The organism is Neolewinella maritima (assembly GCF_923081025.1).
In the GTDB taxonomy this organism is placed as follows: domain Bacteria; phylum Bacteroidota; class Bacteroidia; order Chitinophagales; family Saprospiraceae; genus Neolewinella; species Neolewinella maritima.
The window spans coordinates 502,908-521,285 of record NZ_CAKLPZ010000002.1; the positions used below are offsets into that span (position 1 = coordinate 502,908).

Below are 18,378 nucleotides of genomic sequence, written 5' to 3' on the forward strand. Positions count from 1 at the left end.
ACGGTGCTTTAGCCCATCGCGTACACGAAGCGCTCGTCCACAATCTTCCCATCGCGCACCTGGTACACGCACATCTCGTGCTCCTGGGTACGGGAGCCGTCCTTGCGGGTCACGTCGATGCCCATGCCTACGCAGAAGTACTGCTGGTACACCAGGGGGTCGGTCACGGTGATGCTGTGTACGGTCATACCCTCGTCGTAGGCCTCGCTCTTGGCGATCAGCTTGTCCAGTCCGCTGATGTCGCCGCCCGGTACGCCGGGCATCTCGTGGGATGACGCCTCGGGCGCGAAAAGCTCCCGGTAGGCCGCCGTGCTGTCCTGCTGGCGTACGAGTTGGACCAGGCGGCCGGCAATTTGTGTGATGTCCATAGTAAGTGTATTTAGTGTTCAAACAAACTTAAGATCTGAGCGGGGACAAAACAAGTTTTTTGATCTCTTTATTTATATAAAATATTTGTTTGATATTCACCGCACCATCCCGCTAGCTGGCGGGGCGACCTACCTTTGGCCCATGACCGCCGAACCCCTTACGCACTTCTGGAACGCCGCCCGCCGGGCCACCAACACCGCCCGCCTGGTCAAGCTCACGCTCAGCAAGCCGCGCCGCAAGGATCCAGAGCTGCCCCGCAACCTCTACGCCCGCCCCGTAGAGCTCAAGGACGGACACATACTACAGGTCACCCACCGCTACGCCGACCGGGAGGAGGCCAAGAACTTCCCCTACGAAGAAGGCCTGAAGTACCTGCAGCAGGAGCTGGAAACGAGCTTCTATAACGCCGATCTGTTTAGCCTGGACGAGCAGCTGTCCATCATGCAGTCCCGCAAGGGCAACGCCCGCCTGCGCGAGCAGGCCCCCCAGCACCGGGAGGCCGTGGTGACCCACAACCGCGAAAAGTTCCGCGCCATCGCCGCCGACCGGCCCTACCTGCACGCCCTCGGCATCACCACGGCCACAGGAGAGGTCACCGCCGCCGGCCGCCGCAAGTACAAGCAGATCAATAGATTCGTCGAAACCGTCGACGGGCTCGTGCGCGATCACCCCCTCCCCCCCGGGGCACACGTCGTGGATATGGGCTCCGGCAGCGGCTACCTGACCTTCGCGCTCTATGATCACCTAACTAATACGCTGGGCCTCAACGTGCGCGTCACCGGCGTAGAACTGCGGACCCCCCTCGTGGAAAAATGCCGACAGATCGCTACCGACAACGCCTTTGCCCACCTACATTTCGAAGAGGGCTACATCGACAGCTACCGCCCCGAACAGCTGGATATGCTCATCGCCCTGCATGCCTGCGATACGGCCACCGACGACGCGCTCTACCAGGGCATCCAGGCCGGCGCGCGGATCCTGATCGTAGCCCCCTGCTGCCAGAAGCAAGTCCGCCGCGACATGGTCGTGCCCCCCGCCCTCAAGCCCCTGCTGGACAACGGCATCCTCCTGGAGCGGCAGGCCGCCATGCTCACCGACGGACTACGCGCGCTGTACCTCGAGGGGGCGGGCTACGCCACCAAGTTATTCGAATTCATCCCCCTAGAGCACACCGCAAAGAACGTGATGATCACCGCCGTCCGGGGCCATAAGCCGGCGGGCACGCAGGTGCAGGTGGATACCCTGAAGGCAACCTTTGGCGTACAGCGGCACTATTTGGAGGAGCTGCTGGCCCGGTATTAGGTCGAGGCGTTGTACGCCGAGTACGTCACGGGCGGCATACACTCGGCGTGCAACGCCTCGACCTTGCTTAACTTGCCGCGGTATGCATCGCCTACTGCTTATCCTGCTGCTTTTCCTGGGGGCTGTCTCGTTTCTACGGGCGCAGCTCCCCACCAATGCCACGGTGAACGTACGCGCCGAGCTAGCCCGCAGTGAGATCGTCATCGGCGACCAGATCTACCTGGATATCAATATCTCTGCCCCCCCCGGTACGACGGTGCTGCCGCTCGATCCGGCCATCATCGATGCGCTGCCGGGGCTGGAGGTGATCAAGGATGAGGAGTTACGGACCGTAGCCCAGAACCCGGAACTACTGCTGGAGCAACGGCTCCTCCTTACGAGCTTCGATACGGGCTACGTCACCATCCCCCCGCTGCCGGTCTACTACGAGGATGCCTTCGGACTACGGGATACGGCCTACACTACGGACTTCCTACTCACGGTGCGCGGTGCGGTCGTAGCCAGCGAAGACGATATCCTACCCATCAAGCCCATCATCGAGGAGTCGCGCAACCTGCTGGACTACTGGTGGGTCTTTGCCCTGCTGGCCCTTGCGCTGCTGGCACTGGGCTACCGGGAATATCGCCGCCGCCGTACGATCCCCGCACCCGCGGCCCCGCCCCCTCCGCCCGCCCACGTACGGGCCCTGACCGCCCTGGATGCACTGGAGGAACGCCGGCTCTGGCAGACCGGGCAAACCGATGCCTACTACGTAGAACTCACGCGCATCCTGCGGGCCTACCTGGCGGAGCGCTTCCACATCCCGGCCCCCGAGCTGACCACCCGCCAGATCACCCGACAGCTGAGCGACCGTGCCGGGCTGGACGGTGCGCAGCGGGACGAACTCAGTGAGCTGTTGCAACTGTCCGACCTCGTGAAATTTGCCAAGGCCACGCCCGCCGAAGAACTGCATCCGCAGGGCTTGCGCCGGGTCCGCGACTTCGTGCGGGAAACCACCGTGGAGGAAGCGGTACCAACCGAAACGACCGACTGATGGGCTGGTGGAACCAATTTAGCTTCGTATACCCCTGGGTACTGCCGCTGGTGCTGCTACCGGTAGCCCTGTACGTATGGAATCAGCGCCGGCTGGGGGAGCGGCTGGTGAGTCTGCGCCTACCGACAACGGCCGGGGTAGGGGAGCTGGGCAGCTGGCGGACTACGCTGCGTCCACTGCTACCACTGCTACAGGTCGCCGCGCTGGTACTGATGCTGATCGCCCTGGCGCGTCCGCGGCTCGACCTGAGTGAAGAATCGGTGACGGCGGAGGGCATCGATATCGTGCTCACGATGGACCTGTCGACCAGTATGGGCGCCCAGGACTTCTCGCCCAACCGGCTGGAGGTAGCCAAGGAAGTGGCCCGCGACTTCGTGCGGCAGCGGGAGTTCGACCGGATCGGGCTGGTGGCTTACGCCGGGGAGGCCTATACGAAATCGCCCCTCACGGTGGACAAGCAGATCATCGACCGCTTCATCAGCGAGCTGCAGATGGGCGAGATCACCGACGGTACGGCCATTGGACTGGGGCTGGAAACGGCCATCAACCGGCTCAGGGACAGCGAGGCGGCTAGCAAGATCATCATCCTGCTCACGGACGGCGAGAACAACGCCGGCGACCGCCACAAACCGGAAGTGGCCGCCGAGATCGCCCGCAAGTACGGCATCCGGGTGTACACGATCGGGGTGGGAAGCGGGGAGGAGACCCTGATGCCCTCTGCGCCGATCGGCGGGGGACGCTACCGCTTCAAGCCTACGCGGGGCACGGTGGACGATAAGCTGCTGGCCTACATCGCCGAGGAGACGAACGGCCGCTACTTCCGCGCCCGGGACACCGAGGAGCTGGAATCGATCTACGACTACATCGACGAGCTGGAGAAAACGGAGATCGAGACCACCGTATTCAAGCGGTACGAGGAGCGCTTCGGTTTCTTCCTGGGGATCGGTCTGCTGCTGCTGGTACTGGAAACCGTGCTGCGGTATACGGTGTTGAAGACTATCCCCTAAGCCCATCCATCCCGTGTCCAGATCCCTTACCGCCGCCCGCGAGCAACTGGCGCTCGTCTACCGCCTGATGTACATCGAGGGCCAGCCAGGCTACCAGCAGGTGGCCTTTGCCGATACGATGTTCACCGTCCTGTCCGACCTGCTCGATCTGCTGCCGGAGGAGGGGGTGACCGAACTGCTGTTCCGCATGAGCGACGGGGTGGAGGCCATCAAGGTGGCCGAGCTGTACAACGTGCTGATCTGGTCGGCCGATGCGCGTGGTGTTGTCAATGGAGAAGAGATCCAGGAGTGGTTCTACACCAAGCAGCGGCGACGCATCGAGGTGGTCACCCAGGTCGACCTGTTCCCCAGCAACAGCATGGACGAAAGCGAGCGCGTGATCGCGGGACTGCGTAAGCAGTTTCCCGATCTCGACTACCTCCTCAAACCCCTGGCCAAGGAAGTGAAGGCACAGATCAAGGAGGAAAAGGCCTGGTCAGACTACCGCCGGGAGACCTTCGAAATGCCCAAGGAGATGACGCCGGGCATCCTCAATATCATTAAGGACATTAAATTGCGCTAAGACGTACTCCCCGGCGTGCAACGCCCCGACCCATAACCGCCCATGTTTAGAGTAGAACATCCCGAATACCTCTGGCTGCTGGTCCTCGTGCCCCTGGTGGCGGGCCTGTTCCTCTGGTACTGGCGGCAGCGGCGGGCGGCCCTGGACCGCTTTGCCGACCGCGAACTCCTCGACTACCTGGCCCCGGGGGTGAACCGGCGACTGCCGTGGACGAAGTTCGGGCTGCTGCTGGCCAGTCTGCCGCTACTGATCCTGGCGCTGGCTAATCCGCAGTGGTCGGCCCAACGGGAAGAGATGAAGCGCCGCGGCATCGACCTCATCGTAGCCCTGGACATCAGTAACTCCATGCTGGCCGAAGACGTGAAGCCAAGCCGCATGGATCGGGCGCGCTTCTTCACCACCACCCTGATCGATGAGCTGGCAGGTAACAACATCGGCGTAGAATTATTCACCTGCACGGCCGTAATGTCCGCCCCGCTGACCACCGACTACAACTTCGTCAAGAGCGTAGTGAGCACCGCCGCCCCCTACCAGATCAGCGCCCAGGGCACCAATCTGGGGGAAGCCATTACGGTCGCTGAGGCTGCCTTCGACGAGAAGAGCGCCAACCACCGGGCGCTCATCATCGTATCGGACGGAGAGGACCACGATGGAGCGGCCGCCGCGGCGGCGGCGCGGGCTAATGCGCAGGGGCTGCTGATCTATACGGTCGGGGTAGGGAAGAGCGGTGCCAGCATGATGCCGATCCAGCTCAATAACGGCCGGCAGGACTACATCCGCGCGTCGGGTGGCGGTCCCGCCATGACCAGTGCCGACCAGGCCACGCTGGAGGACATCGCCACGAGCGGCGGAGGAGCCTATTTCGCCCTGAGTGGGGATAGTGAAAACTTGGCGCAGGCCCTGCGCGCCCAGGTCGACCGTATCGAGAAGCAGGAGTTCGAGACCCAGTCGTTTTCAAGTTACGACAGCTACTTCTACTGGTTCCTGGCTCCGGCGGTGCTGCTGTTGCTGGTGGAGTTCGGGCTGGGCTGGCGGGCCGGGGAGTAGCTACTACAACCCCCGCACCACCCGCCAGTAGTTTCCGTGCTCCAGGCGTAGCACCCGATCGGCGATCACCTCGGCCGTGTCTTCCGGATCGAGCCGTACGGCAGCCTGGTAGATGATGCTGCCCTCATCGTAGTTCTCGTTGACGTAGTGGATGGTGATGCCGCTTTCTACCTCCCCGGCCGCCCGCACCGCTTCGTGTACGTGCCGGCCGTACATCCCCTTACCGCCGTACTTCGGGAGCAGGGCAGGATGAATGTTGACGATCTTATTGGGATAGGCGTGTACCAGGTAGGCCGGGATGAGCCATAGGAAGCCGGCCAGTACGATCAGGTCTATATCGTATGCGTCGAGGGCGCGCAGCAGTTCCTGTCCCTCCTTCCACTCCGCGCGCTGCACGACCAGTGTGGGCAGATCGCGTTCCGCCGCCATAGTGAGCGCTCCCGCAGTCGCCTTATTACTGATGAGCAGTACGACCTCCACGCCATCTTCAGGATGCTGCCGGAAGCGGTCGATCAGGATCCGGGCATTGCTGCCGGTGCCGGAGACTAGGATGGCTATGCGTTTGGATCTAACCACGGATTACACGGATTTAATGCACGGATGGACACGGAACATCCGTGAGCGTGGTTAAACCGATCACGCAATAGCCCGAATGCGCCGCGCCGTAAAGATGGCGACCACGCTCATCACGATGGTAAAGTAGCCCAGGATCTCGTAGTGCTCCAGTTTGCCGTCTGGCCCCTCCGTGATGATGAAGCCAGCGATGATGGTGCTGAAGAACAGCGCCGCCTCGTTGACCGACTGCCGAATACTCATGAAGCCCCCCCGGTTCTCGGGCCGCACCACGCTGGTGATCATGGTGGTGGCCGGTACGTTGCGACCGCTGGCTACAACGAAGAACGAGCTGGTCACCAGCAGGGCCAGGGGGATGGAGTCGGTGTCCAGATTGGTCAGCGCGTAAATGCTGAACAGCGCCAGTACCGACGAAAGCGTAAACACCCGTAGCCGGCCGTAGCGATCCGCCAACTTACCGAACAGGGGCAGCAGCACGACGGTGAGCAGCCCCCCGATGAGGTAGACCAGGCTCACCTGCTTGTCCGCAAAGCCGATGTTGATCTGCATATAGGGCGCGATGAAGGGAATGATCGTGAAGTGACCCAGCATCAGCGTCATCGTGAAGAGCAGGGCAGCACGCTGGTTGCGGTCGGCAAAAATGGCGCGGAAGGGGTCGACCACCTGGTGTACCAGCGAGGTGGGCTGCAGTAGCTGGGCTTCCGGGTTACGACCTACGTCATCCATTTCACCCGCCGGCACGATGGTCTGCTCCACCAGATGACCCCGCATCGAGGGTACGGTGAAGAAGGCCAGGGCCACGAAGGCCGCTGCGATGGCCGCCGTGACCAGGAAGGGGGCATGCCAGCCGTACTCCGCCGCGATCCAGATGCCGGCCGGTACGCCGACTACGGAAGCCGCCGAGAAGGCCGTCATCACCCAGCCCATGGCCGAGGCCCTGCGCTCGAGCGGAATAACGTCGCCCACGATGGCCAGGACCAGCGCACCCAGCGTACCCCCGAAGAGGCCGGTCGCGAAGCGCAGACTCAGCAGGAACAGGTAAGTAGGCGCAAAGGCACAGGCCAGCGTACCCAGTGTAAAGCCGGCAAACAGAAAGAGCAGCGCCGTACGCCGGTCGAAACGGTCGATCACCACCGTGCTGACCAGGTTGCCCAGAAAGGCAGCCAGGGCATAGGCCGATACGACCCAGGCGAACTGTCCCGGTGTAATGGCAAACTCGGCCATGATCGTCTTGCCCAGCGGCATGATGATCATGAAATCGATGATGTGGCAAAACTGTACCGTAGCCAGAATGAACAGCAGGCGCTTCTCGCTGATCATGTCGGGCGCGATTGGCAGATCTCTACCAGTACGCCGCCCGTCGACTTGGGGTGGAGGAAGCAGACCAGCTTATTGTCCGCCCCCTCGCTGGGCTGGTCCTGCAGCAGTTCGAAGCCGTCCTCCCGCAGCCGCTGCATCTCGGCCACGATATCGTCCACCTCGAAGGCCAGATGATGAATACCGGGACCGCGCTTGTCGAGGTACTTCTGCACGGGGCCGGCGTGGCCCTCGGGGGCTACGAGCTCCAGCTTGGCCGCGCCGTCACCGGCGGTGAAGAAGCTGGTCGTGACGGACTGCTCAGCGACCGTCTCGCGTTTGTAGCTGCCGCGGCCGAGCAGGCGTTGGAGTAGCGCCTCGCTCTGCGTCAGATCCGCTACGGCAATACCGATGTGTTCTAGTCTCATGGGGGGGGGTGTCAAGCGCGACCTCCCGGTCGCGGGGTTCGAAGCTACCTTCGGTAGCGCGGTCCGTACTGCTCACGTACGTTACCTTGTACGACCGCAATTAAGCTACAACGCCCCGCTGCCATGACAGTTGCCCCCGCTTCCGCCGCTATTTCCGCTCAGCTTACGCACCTGCGCGCCGCCGCCCAGGGAATCAACCGCCTGCCCGCCGCACGGCTGGATGACTGCCTGCGCACCCTCGCCGACCTGACGGAGGCCCACATCCCCGACCTGCTGGCCGCCAACGCCCGCGACCTGGCCCGCATGGACCCCGCCAACCCCAAGTACGACCGCCTGCTGCTCGATGCGGACCGCCTGCACGCCATCGCCGCCGACCTGCGCCGGGTAGCCGACCTGCCCTCCCCACTCTGTAAGACGCTCGAGCAGCGCACCCTCGCCAACGGCCTGCACCTCAGCCGCATCACCGTGCCCATCGGGGTAGTGGGTATCGTGTTCGAGTCGCGGCCGAATGTGACCTTCGACGTCTTCGCCCTGAACCTGAAGGCCGGAAACGCTACGGTGCTGAAGGGGAGCCGCGATGCCGCGGACAGCAACCTGGCCATCAAGCAACTGATCGACCGGGCACTGCGGGAGACCGGTCTGCCGCCCGCCTGCTACCTCGCGCCGGCCGAGCGGGAGGCCCTGCTGCCCATCCTTACGGCGGACGGGTTGGTCGACGTCATCATCCCCCGCGGCAGTCAGGGCCTGATCGACTACGTGCGCGCCCACGCCAGCGTGCCCGTGATCGAGACCGGCGCCGGCATCTGCCACACCTACGTCGACGAGCGGGCTAATCGTGAATGGGCGCGCGATATCATCACCAACGCTAAGGCCCGCCGCGTCAGCGTCTGCAACGCCCTGGACTGTCTGCTCCTTCACCGTACCCACCTGCCCCAGCTGCCTTACCTCCTCCACGATCTGGGCGGGGAGCGCCGGTGCGAGGTATACGCCGATGAGCGGGCCCACGCCGCGCTACAGGACCACTACGCCGCCGACCTGCTGCACCACGCTACGGCGGACTCCTTCGGTACGGAATTCCTGCGCATGGCCCTGTCGGTCAGGGTGGTGGACGATATCGACGAGGCGCTGGCGCACGTGGAGCGCTACGGGAGCCGGCACAGCGAGGCGATCGTAAGCGACGACGCGGCGCAGCAGGCGCGCTACCTGCGGGAGGTGGACGCGGCGGCCGTGTACGTCAACACGAGTACTGCCTTTACGGACGGCGGGCAGTTCGAGCTGGGGGCGGAGATCGGCATCAGTACGCAGAAGCTGCACGCGCGGGGGCCGATGGGGCTGGAGGCGCTGGTGAGCTACAAGTGGCTCGTAGTGGGGGCGGGGCAGGTGAGGTGATCGGCGGGCCGTCGGGCGGGACCGTTGTACTTTGGGGCGATGGTACGTCGGTTTCCGCGGATAGGGTTCTCTAGTACGGCGCTGGACCTGCGGCTGGCCCTGCTGCTGCTGCTGATCGCCATGGCGATCGGTACGCTGGGGTTGATGCTGATCGAGGGGTATACGCTGGTGGATGCCTTCTATATGTCGGTGATCACACTCTCTACGGTAGGCTTTGGGGAGGTGAAGCCGCTGTCGGGGGCGGGGCGGATGTTCGTATCGGCCCTCGTAGTGTTCAACATCGGCATCGTGGCCTACGTGCTGGCGGCCTTTTCTTATTACGTCATTGACGGTAAACTCTTTGAGACTATGCAGTACAACCGGATCCAGTCGAAGATCGGTAAGATGCAGGGGCACACCATCGTGTGCGGCTACGGGAAGTACGGGCAGGAGATCGTGAGCCATCTGCGGCTACACGACCACCCCTACGTCGTCATCGAGCAAAACGAGGAAAAGCTGCGGGACCTGATCGAAGAGGAGCGGGATGCACTGTACGTCGTCGATGATGCCACCCATGACGAAACCCTCTTCGCCGCGGGTATCGAGCGGGCCAATGCCCTGATCACCGCCCTCAACGACGACAGCGACAACCTCTTCATCGTACTATCCTCCAAGGATCTGAACCCGGGCCTGCGTATCGTGAGCCGGGCCAAGGAGGTACGCAGCCGACAGAAGATGATGAAGGCCGGCGCCAGCCACGTGATCATGCCCGAGCAGATCGGCGGCTTCTACATGGCCACGCTGATCTCGAAGCCCGGGGCGGTGGAGTTCTTCAGTTTTATCACCAACGAGCTGTCGGCCGATATCGGCTTCGAAGAGTTGCGGTACGACCAGATGCCCGGTAAGTATCGGAATAAACCGATCATGGAGCTCAACCTGCGCTCCAGCACCGGCGTCAACATCATCGGTCACCGCCTGCAGGGCGGCAAGTACCGGGTGAACCCGGGGCCGAAAACCATCCTGGAACCGGAGGGTAGCTTTATCGTAGTCGGTAACCCCGAGCAACTGACGGCCTTCCGCAAGCTATTCAATCTGCCCACTTGAAGCATAAAGCCGGACACCCACGCCGCCCGGGGCAGACTCGCGCACTACCACGAAGGGAAGAAAGCGATCGGTGCGGGGGGTGGCCGGTGAGTAAATGAACCACTTCTACACCTGGATCCACTGCTCTGTCCCCTGCTTTAGGTAATCTTTAACCGCCCCGCCTTCCGCCCCCTCCCGTATGTCGCCTACCGAGCTCTTTCGCCAACTGACCTCCGCCCCGGCGCACCGCCGTGCCCTGGGCCGTGCCATCACCCTGGTAGAAAGTACGCGACCCGAAGACCTGGGCCCGGCCGCCGAGCTGATCGCCCTGGCCGAGCAGTACAGTCCCCCGAAGCCTACCTTCCGCCTCGGCGTCAGCGGTACGCCCGGGGTAGGTAAGTCTACCTTCATTGAAACCTTCGGACAGGAGCTTGTCCGCCGCGGTCACCGACTGGCCGTGCTGGCTATCGATCCCACCAGTAGCCTGAGCGGCGGTAGCATCCTGGGCGACAAGACCCGCATGGAGCTGCTCACCCGTCTGCCGGAGGTATACATCCGCCCCAGTCCTAACGCCGGAGAACTCGGTGGCGTGGGGCCGGCCAGCCGCGCAGCCGTGCTCCTGTGTGAGGCGGCGGGCTACGACTACATCATCGTGGAGACCGTAGGCGTGGGGCAGGCCGAGTGGCAGGTGCACGGTATGACGGACGCCTTCCTGCTCCTGGCCCAGCCCGCCAGCGGCGACGACCTGCAGGGCATCAAGCGCGGCATTCTGGAGCTGGCAGATCATCTGGTGGTCAACAAGTCCGATAGCCTACCCAAGCAGTCCCGCCTGGCGGCGGCCGAACTGCGCCGTGGGCTGCACCTGGCACCGCCCCGTCCGGACGGCTGGACGGTAGAGGTAGCCACCGCCAGCGCACTCACCGGTGCGGGGGTAGGGGAGGTGGCCGATCGGATGGCGCTGTACCGTGATCAGCAGGGGGCGTACATCCGGCAGCGCCGTAGCGAACAGCGGGTTATGTGGCTACACGAACAGCTCCGCCGCGAACTGCTGCGAAGACTCTCGGGTTATCTTGCAGCAGCCGGCCTGGATAACGACCAACTACGGGCGCGGCTCGACGAACACATCACCATTCCCGCCACTGCCGCTGTTATACTGGCGGACTTTCAACAAAACAGTACACAATGAGATCATTTTCCACCCTGGCGGTTGTCGTGGCCGTCCTGGCTATCCTGCTCATCGCGGGCTGCTCCAGCTACAACGGCTTTGTCAACTCCGAGGAAAACGTCGAGAAGGTCTGGTCGGACGTAGAGACTCAGTACCAGCGCCGCTCCGACCTCATCCCCAACCTGGTGGCCACCGTCAAGGGAGCCGCTGAGTTCGAACGGGGCACCCTGGAGGCTGTCACCGAGGCGCGCGCCAAGGCCAGCTCCATCAACATCGACGCCGGTGACCTTACGCCCGAAAAGCTCGAGCAGTTTCAGGCCGCGCAGGCGCAGGTCAGTCAGGGCCTGGGCCGCTTGCTGGCTACCGCCGAGGCGTACCCGCAGCTACAGTCTAACCAGCAGTTCCAGGCCCTGCAGGACGAGCTAGCCGGTACCGAGAACCGCATCGCTACGGCCCGCGGTCGCTTCAATGAAGCGGCTACGGACTACAACATCAAGGTGCGCCGCTTCCCCGGTGCGCTCTTCGCCTCCGTCTTCGGGTTCGAGCAGAAGCCCCAATTCCAGGCCGAGGCCGGCGCGCAGGACGCCCCGACGGTCGAATTCTAGTGGTTCGCTTTTTCAATAAGGAAGAGGAGGCCACCATCATCGCGGCCATCCAGGCCGCCGAGCTAGCTACCTCCGGAGAGATCCGCGTACACGTAGAGGTAGGTGCCCGCAAGCCCGCCCTACAGGTGGCCACCCGCGTGTTCGGCGAGCTAGGTATGCAAAAGACTCAGGACCGCAACGGGGTGCTCATCCTGCTGGCGGTAGATCGCCGGGAGTTTGCCATCATCGGAGACGAGGGCATCAATAAGGTGGTGCCCGAAGATTTCTGGGACACCGAGCGCGACCTGATGCAGCAGCACTTCAAGCGCGGCGAGTTTGCTACGGGCATCGAGAAGGCCATCCAGCAGATCGGCGTGAAGCTCCGGCAGTACTTCCCCTACCAGACCGATGACGTCAACGAGCTGCCTGACGAAATCAGCTACAATAAGTAGTTTCTGTTTGAAACACGGGCAGACGTTCAACTTTCAATCACCCAAATCCTATCAAGATGCAAGGCTATTTAAAGTGGGTTTCGGTGATGCTATTGCTCCTACTGTCCGTGGCAGTAGTCGCGCAGCCCGCCGTTCCGCCCAAGTCGGATCAGCTGGTGAACGACTACGCGGGGCTGCTCACCTCCGCCCAGCAGAGTCAGCTGACCCAGGCCCTGAACGCCTACGCGAAGGAAACATCTACCCAGATCGCGGTGGTCACCGAGACTTCGCTGCAGGGCGAGGACGCCTTCGACCGTAGCCTGGCCATCGCCTCGGCCTGGGGCGTAGGTGGCTCGGAGCAAAAAGATAATGGCATACTGCTCTACGTAGCGCGGGACGACCGCAAGATCTTCATCCAGACCGGCTACGGCGCCGAGGGCTTCCTCAACGATGCCCGCGCCGGCCGCATCATCCGCAACATCATGACCCCGGCCTTCCGGCAGGGCGACTACTACGGCGGCATCGCCGGTGCGGTGCAGGCCATCATGGACGCCGGCCGCGGGGAGTATACCGCCGACGACGTGCCGGAGGCCAGCCCCGGCATCCCCCCCGTCTTCGTCTTCATCGGCATCTTTCTCGTCTTCATGCTCATCAGCCGTTTCGGCGACCGGCACGACGATGACGATGATGACGACGGCGGCTACTGGCGCAACGGGCGCTACGACGAGCACGACCCCCGGCGCAGGCGGCGTCGGCGCGGCGCGGGCTGGATCTTCCTACCCGGTGCATTCGGCGGCGGTGGCGGCGGCGGCGGATTTGGAGGTGGCGGTGGCTTCGGCGGCGGTGGTGGATTTGGCGGCTTCGGCGGCGGCGGATTTGGAGGCGGCGGTGCGGGCGGCGGCTGGTAGACCAGGCTCCGACAAACTGCCTTTAACGCCGCGTTCACAGCCTTCCCCGGACTGGTCGCGTTACGTTTATCTAAGTCACTCTAATCTCTCCCCGATGCGCTATTTGTTACTCACGTGTCTTCTCTCATTTACCGGCGGCCTGTTTGCCCAAACTGCCGCGGCCTCCACCTGGCAGGAACTCGCTAAGGTCAGCTACGAAAAGAAGTACGACGAGCTGCTCGGCTTCAAGGTGGACGTGCCAGTATTTAGCGAGGACATCCGGGCCATGGCGGGCAAGACCATCGAGATCAGCGGCTACATCGTACCGGTGGAGGGCTACAAGAGCCACAACGAATTCGTCTTCAGCGCCTACCCCTACAACATGTGCTTCTTTTGCGGGGGCGCGGGTCCGGAGACGGTGATGGAAGTGACGGCCACCGAGCCGGTCAAGTACAGTACCAGCCGCATCACCCTACGCGGCACGCTCACCCTTAACGACAGCAATATCAACCAGCTGATGTACCTGCTTACGGACGCCGAGCTGGTGGCGAAGTAGTCTGCCTACCCCGAAATAGAATCCCTTGACCCGAAGTATCCTCTACGTACTGGCCCTTTGCATCCTGGTCGGCTGTAACAACGACGCCACCAATACCACCCCCCCGGTAGCTACCGGGACCCCGCCCGCCCGCGACACCAAACCCGTACCCAAGTTCGACCGCGACAGCGCCTACGCCTACGTGGAGCAGCAGGTCAATTTCGGTCCCCGCGTAGTAAACACCGACGCCCACCGCCAGACCCGCGACTGGCTGATCGAACAGTTGGAACGCTTCGGCGCTCAGGTCACTAAGCAAGACTTTGAGGCCCGGGCCTTCGACGGTACTAACCTCAGCGCTACCAACATCATCGCCCGCTACGCTCCGGAGCTGGAAGACCGCATCCTGCTAGCCGCTCACTGGGACACCCGCCCCTTCGCCGATAGCGAGCTGGAGGACGACCCCAATGCCATCGTAAACGGTGCCGACGACGGGGCCAGCGGCGTAGGCGTACTGCTGGAAATAGCCCGCCAGCTCGGTCTCAACACCCCCGACATCGGCGTAGACATCGTACTACTCGACGCCGAGGACTACGGCGAAGCCAACGCCAGCAACCCCAATAGCTATGGTCTCGGTGCGCAGTACTACGCCAAAAACGTGCCCTCCCCCAAGCCCCGCTTCGGTATCCTGCTGGACATGGTGGGTGCCCGCGACGCGACCTTCCTCGTGGAGGGCTACTCGGAAAAGTACGGTAAGGATATCGTGCGCAAGGTCTGGCGCCTGGCCGATCAGATGGGCTACGGCAACTACTACGTCAACGAGCGCGGTAGCGGCATCACTGACGACCACTACTTCATCAATACCATCGCGGGCATCCCCACCATCGACATCATCAACCTGAAGAAGGACGGTCAGGGCAGCTTCGCCCCCCACTGGCACACCGGCGACGACAATATGGACGTGATCGATAAGCGGACGCTGCGCGCGGCGGGGCAGGTGGTACTGGCTACGGTGTTTCGGGAGGCGGCTGGTACGTTGTAGAGACTCACCACGGATTACACAGATTAGGGCACAGATTTAACACAGATACCTGACATGTAATCTGTGACTAATCTGTGCTATAATCCGTGTAATCTGTGTTTCACTGAGCGGAGCGAAGTAGCGTACCCATATCCACCCGGGGCCCGATCATCCCGGCCAGCTCCTCCTTCTTCACCCGCACCTGCTCCAGGGTATCGCGATCGCGGACGGTCACCGTACCATCCTCCAGACTATCGAAATCGACCGTAATGCAGAAGGGGGTACCCACCGCATCCTGCCGCCGGTACAGCTTCCCGATGGAGCCGGTGTCGTCGTACTGCACCTCGAACTGAAAGCGGAGGTCGTCGAAGATGTCTTTGGCCATAGCGACCAGCCGTTCGTCATTGCGCTTGAGGGGCATGATGGCGGCTTTCGTGGGGGCCAGAGCCGGATGCAGAGCCAGGACCGTGCGGGTATTATTGGGGTCGTCCTGACCGGGCACCTGCTCGTCGCGCAGGGCGTGGGTGAGGGTAGCCAGGAAGAGCCGGTCGGCGCCGATGGAGGTCTCCACGACGTAGGGGACGTAGCTCTCCTTGGTCTCGGGATCGAAGTACTGCAGCTTCTTACCGCTCAGCTCCTGGTGGGCGCCTAGGTCGAAGTCGGTGCGACTGTGGATACCCTCGAGCTCCTTGAAGCCGAAGGGAAAGTCGAACTGAATATCGACGGCCGCATCCGCGTAGTGGGCCAGGTTATCGTGGTCGTGGAAGCGGAGCTTGTCCTGCGGGTGCAGGGCCAGGTGCCACTTCAGGCGGGCCTCCTTCCACTTGGCGTACCAGTCCTGCTGGGTACCGGGGGCAATGAAGAACTGCATTTCCATCTGCTCGAACTCCCGCATCCGGAAGATGAACTGGCGGGCCACGATCTCGTTGCGGAAGGCCTTGCCGATCTGGGCGATGCCGAAGGGCAGTTTCTGCCGCGTGGTCTTCTGTACGTTGGTGAAGTTGACGAAGATACCCTGGGCGGTCTCCGGCCGTAGGTAGAGCTTGCCCTCCTCGCCGGCGATATTGCCGAGCTGGGTGGAGAACATGAGGTTGAACTGCCGCACCTCGGTCCAGTTCTTGCTGCCGGTGTCGGGCTCACTGATGCCAAGGTCTTCGATGAGCTGGCGCAGTGCGTCCATGTCGCCGTCGGTCATGGCGGTGGCCAGGCGGCCGGCCACATCGTCCATCTGCCCCTGGTAGCGGAGCACGTTGGCGTTGGTACGGCGGTACTCGGCCTCGTCGAAGGCTTCGCCGAAGCGCTTGCGCGCCTTCGTTAGTTCCTTATTCAGCTTGCCCTCGATCTTATCGATGTGGTCTTCGACCAGTACGTCGGCGCGGTAGCGTTTCTGGCTGTCTTTGTTGTCGACCAACGGATCGTTGAAGGCGTCCACGTGCCCGGAGGCCTTCCAGGTCTTGGGGTGCATGAAGATGCTGGCGTCGATGCCTACGATGTTGTCGTGGAGCTGTACCATCGACTTCCACCAGTATTCCTTGAGGTTGTTCTTGAGCAGCACGCCGTTGGGGCCGTAGTCGTAGGCGGCGGCCAGGCCGTCGTAGATCTCCGAGCTCTGGTAGATGAAGCCGTTCTCTTTGGCGTGGGCGGTCAGGGCCTTGAAGTCGGGAGCGGTAGCCATAGGTTGTACAATTTAGCGGGCGAAGATAGGTGCGGGGCCGCAGGTGCGGGGGGAATCGTACCTTACGCGGACACTAGACTACCATGGGAGAGGAAAGAGTTAACGTGCCCACGCAGGACAGCCGTGCCAATTTTACACGCCACTTGCTGCAGGATGTGCAGGCGCTGGAGTATATGCTCAAACACGAGTGGTTCGAGACGGATACCATCCGCATCGGCGCCGAGCAAGAGATGTGCCTGGTCGATAAAAAGACGCTCAAGCCGACCCCCAAAAATATGAACGTGCTCAAGCGGCTCCAGCAGTACCCCTGGGCCACTACGGAGATCGCGCGTTTCAATCTGGAAACCAACTTCACCCCCCAGGTCTTCACCGGTGACGCCCTGCGCAAGATGGAGCAGGAAAACATGTACCAGCTGGGTATCGTGAAGGAAGCCGCCAAGGCCAACAACGCCCACATCGTACTTACGGGTATCCTGCCCACGCTGCGCAAGTTCGACCTGGCCCTGGAGAACCTGACCCCCAAGGCCCGCTACCTGGCCCTGATCGAGGCCATCAAGGCCCAGCAGAAGAACGAGCGCGGCTTCGAACTCAACCTGCAGGGTATCGACGAGCTCCACGTCAATCACGACTCCCCGCTCCTGGAAGCCTGTAATACCAGCTACCAGGTGCACCTGCAGGTCACGCCGCAGACCTTCGTCCCGATGTATAACATCGCGCAGGCCATTGCAGCCCCGATCCTTGCCATCGCAGCCAACAGCCCCCTGGTGTTCGGCAAGCGCCTGTGGCACGAATCGCGGATCGCGCTGTTCCAGCAATCGCTCGACGTGCGCACCAGCAAGGAGCACATGCGCACCAGCGAGCCCCGCGTAAGCTTCGGCACCCAGTGGCTCGATAAGTCCATCATGGAGATCTATAAGGAAGACATTGCCCGCTTCCGCGTCCTGCTGGGCTCCGAAATCGACCAGGATAGCCTGGAGATGATCGGTCAGCGCAAGGTGCCTAACCTGCGTGCCCTGCAGGTACACAACGGTACGGTCTACCGCTGGAACCGCCCCTGCTACGGCATCAGCGACAACGGCATGCCGCACCTGCGCATCGAAAACCGGGTGCTGCCCTCCGGACCTACGGTACTCGATCAGACCGCCAACGCTGCCTTCTGGCTGGGTGTGGTGATCGGCATGGCCCACGAGTTCAAGGACATCCGCGAGCACCTGAGCTTCGCCGACGTGAAGGATAACTTCTCCAAGGCCGCTAAATTCGGTATCGATAGTCAGTTCACCTGGTTCGGCAACCGTAAGATCACCTGCCGCGACCTGATCCTGCAGGAGCTGATCCCCCTGGCCTACAGCGGACTCAAGTTGCAGGGTATCGACCAGGCCGATATCGAGCGCTACCTGAGCGTGATCCAGGGGCGGGCCGAGGTGCACCAGAACGGTGCCCGCTGGCTCCTCAAGTCGTTCACTCAGCTGACCGAGCGGGTCAATCGGGACGAGGCCGTCACTATACTCACCTCCCAGATGGTCAAGCGCCAGATGGAGGACGTACCCGTGCACCAGTGGCCCCTACCCACCGTAGACGACCTGAAGCAGTACCGCCCCGTGGGGCTGCGTGTGGAGGAGTTTATGGAGACCGACCTGTTCACCGTGCGGGAGACCGATCTCCTGGAGCTGGTGGGTGACCTGATGGACTGGCGCAAGCTCCGCTACGTCCCGGTCGAGGACGAGAACGGTCACCTCTGCGGTCTCATCACCACCCGCAAGCTGCTGCGCTACTACATCCAGCGCGGCCGCATCAACAACGAGATGAACGACTACAAGACGGTCGGTGACCTCATGATCACCGTACCCGAAACCGTCAGCCCCCAGACGACCATCAAGGAAGCCATGCAGATCATGCGCGGCTGCAAGCTGGGCTGCCTCCCGGTAGTCAAAGACAACGAACTGGTGGGTATCATCACCGAAATGGATTTTCTCCGTGTAGCCGGCCGCCTCATCGAGCGGCTGAAATAACCTTCT

At 62.5% G+C, this 18,378-nt stretch carries 19 protein-coding genes; 14 read left to right on the forward strand and 5 right to left on the reverse strand.

Translation table 11 applies throughout. The features are described from left to right. Positions 1-8: 8 nt before the first annotated feature. On the reverse strand, positions 9-368 hold the full coding sequence (locus MJQ68_RS10505) for a nuclear transport factor 2 family protein (protein ID WP_238751062.1): 360 nt from the start codon (positions 366-368) through the stop codon (positions 9-11). A 142-nt stretch (positions 369-510) separates the two neighbouring features. Between MJQ68_RS10505 and MJQ68_RS10510 the strand changes: the two genes are divergently transcribed. The 5 genes from MJQ68_RS10510 (at position 511) to MJQ68_RS10530 (ending at position 5,320) form a co-directional block, all read left to right on the forward strand. Then, positions 511-1,671 (forward strand): class I SAM-dependent methyltransferase, encoded by a 1,161-nt coding sequence (locus tag MJQ68_RS10510; protein ID WP_238751063.1) that lies wholly within the window; start codon positions 511-513, stop codon positions 1,669-1,671. Positions 1,672-1,753: 82 nt separating this feature from the next. After that, on the forward strand, positions 1,754-2,704 hold the full coding sequence (locus tag MJQ68_RS10515; protein WP_238751064.1) for a hypothetical protein: 951 nt from the start codon (positions 1,754-1,756) through the stop codon (positions 2,702-2,704). After that, entirely contained in the window at positions 2,704-3,711 is a 1,008-nt protein-coding gene (locus MJQ68_RS10520) for a VWA domain-containing protein (RefSeq protein WP_238751065.1), read from the forward strand. The genes MJQ68_RS10515 and MJQ68_RS10520 overlap by 1 nt, the downstream gene beginning before the upstream one ends. A 13-nt stretch (positions 3,712-3,724) precedes the next feature. Continuing rightward, positions 3,725-4,273, forward strand: a complete 549-nt coding sequence (locus MJQ68_RS10525) for a hypothetical protein (protein ID WP_238751066.1) — start codon at positions 3,725-3,727, stop codon at positions 4,271-4,273. A 42-nt stretch (positions 4,274-4,315) separates the two neighbouring features. Beyond that, positions 4,316-5,320, forward strand: coding sequence for a VWA domain-containing protein (locus MJQ68_RS10530; protein WP_238751067.1), 1,005 nt, complete (start codon positions 4,316-4,318; stop codon positions 5,318-5,320). Positions 5,321-5,323: 3 nt separating this feature from the next. Here MJQ68_RS10530 and purN read toward each other — a convergent pair whose 3' ends face one another. The 3 genes from purN to mce are packed head-to-tail and all read right to left on the reverse strand — an operon-like array spanning position 5,324 to position 7,617. Further along, the gene (gene purN / locus MJQ68_RS10535) at positions 5,324-5,896 is read right to left on the reverse strand and encodes a phosphoribosylglycinamide formyltransferase (RefSeq protein WP_238751068.1); all 573 of its coding nucleotides are present in this window, start codon (positions 5,894-5,896) and stop codon (positions 5,324-5,326) included. A 60-nt stretch (positions 5,897-5,956) separates the two neighbouring features. Continuing rightward, on the reverse strand, positions 5,957-7,213 hold the full coding sequence (locus MJQ68_RS10540) for an MFS transporter (RefSeq protein ID WP_238751069.1): 1,257 nt from the start codon (positions 7,211-7,213) through the stop codon (positions 5,957-5,959). Next, positions 7,210-7,617, reverse strand: coding sequence for a methylmalonyl-CoA epimerase (gene mce, locus MJQ68_RS10545; RefSeq protein ID WP_238751070.1), 408 nt, complete (start codon positions 7,615-7,617; stop codon positions 7,210-7,212). Before mce ends, MJQ68_RS10540 begins: the two co-directional genes overlap by 4 nt. 123 nt (positions 7,618-7,740) lie before the next feature. Between mce and MJQ68_RS10550 the strand changes: the two genes are divergently transcribed. From MJQ68_RS10550 to MJQ68_RS10585, 8 genes are all read left to right on the forward strand, one after another. Then, entirely contained in the window at positions 7,741-9,006 is a 1,266-nt protein-coding gene (locus MJQ68_RS10550; RefSeq protein ID WP_238751071.1) for a glutamate-5-semialdehyde dehydrogenase, read from the forward strand. 39 nt (positions 9,007-9,045) lie between these two features. Next, on the forward strand, positions 9,046-10,089 hold the full coding sequence (locus MJQ68_RS10555; protein ID WP_238751072.1) for a potassium channel family protein: 1,044 nt from the start codon (positions 9,046-9,048) through the stop codon (positions 10,087-10,089). A 178-nt stretch (positions 10,090-10,267) separates the two neighbouring features. Continuing rightward, positions 10,268-11,254, forward strand: coding sequence for a methylmalonyl Co-A mutase-associated GTPase MeaB (gene meaB / locus MJQ68_RS10560; protein ID WP_238751073.1), 987 nt, complete (start codon positions 10,268-10,270; stop codon positions 11,252-11,254). Then, the gene (locus MJQ68_RS10565; protein ID WP_238751074.1) at positions 11,251-11,838 is read left to right on the forward strand and encodes a LemA family protein; all 588 of its coding nucleotides are present in this window, start codon (positions 11,251-11,253) and stop codon (positions 11,836-11,838) included. Before meaB ends, MJQ68_RS10565 begins: the two co-directional genes overlap by 4 nt. Beyond that, positions 11,838-12,269: a TPM domain-containing protein gene (locus MJQ68_RS10570; RefSeq protein WP_238751075.1), complete on the forward strand. Its 432-nt coding sequence runs from the start codon at positions 11,838-11,840 to the stop codon at positions 12,267-12,269. The genes MJQ68_RS10565 and MJQ68_RS10570 overlap by 1 nt, the downstream gene beginning before the upstream one ends. Positions 12,270-12,355: 86 nt before the next feature. After that, on the forward strand, positions 12,356-13,156 hold the full coding sequence (locus tag MJQ68_RS10575) for a TPM domain-containing protein (RefSeq protein WP_238751076.1): 801 nt from the start codon (positions 12,356-12,358) through the stop codon (positions 13,154-13,156). A gap of 94 nt (positions 13,157-13,250) precedes the next feature. Continuing rightward, positions 13,251-13,691 (forward strand): hypothetical protein, encoded by a 441-nt coding sequence (locus tag MJQ68_RS10580; protein ID WP_238751077.1) that lies wholly within the window; start codon positions 13,251-13,253, stop codon positions 13,689-13,691. 25 nt (positions 13,692-13,716) lie between these two features. Further along, the gene (locus MJQ68_RS10585) at positions 13,717-14,709 is read left to right on the forward strand and encodes a M28 family peptidase (RefSeq protein ID WP_238751078.1); all 993 of its coding nucleotides are present in this window, start codon (positions 13,717-13,719) and stop codon (positions 14,707-14,709) included. A 100-nt stretch (positions 14,710-14,809) separates the two neighbouring features. On the opposite strand, the gene MJQ68_RS10590 is transcribed toward MJQ68_RS10585, so the two are convergent. Continuing rightward, positions 14,810-16,363, reverse strand: a complete 1,554-nt coding sequence (locus MJQ68_RS10590; protein WP_238751079.1) for a glycine--tRNA ligase — start codon at positions 16,361-16,363, stop codon at positions 14,810-14,812. Between the two features lie 83 nt (positions 16,364-16,446). Between MJQ68_RS10590 and MJQ68_RS10595 the strand changes: the two genes are divergently transcribed. Then, positions 16,447-18,372: a CBS domain-containing protein gene (locus MJQ68_RS10595; RefSeq protein ID WP_238751080.1), complete on the forward strand. Its 1,926-nt coding sequence runs from the start codon at positions 16,447-16,449 to the stop codon at positions 18,370-18,372. Positions 18,373-18,378 lie beyond the last annotated feature (6 nt).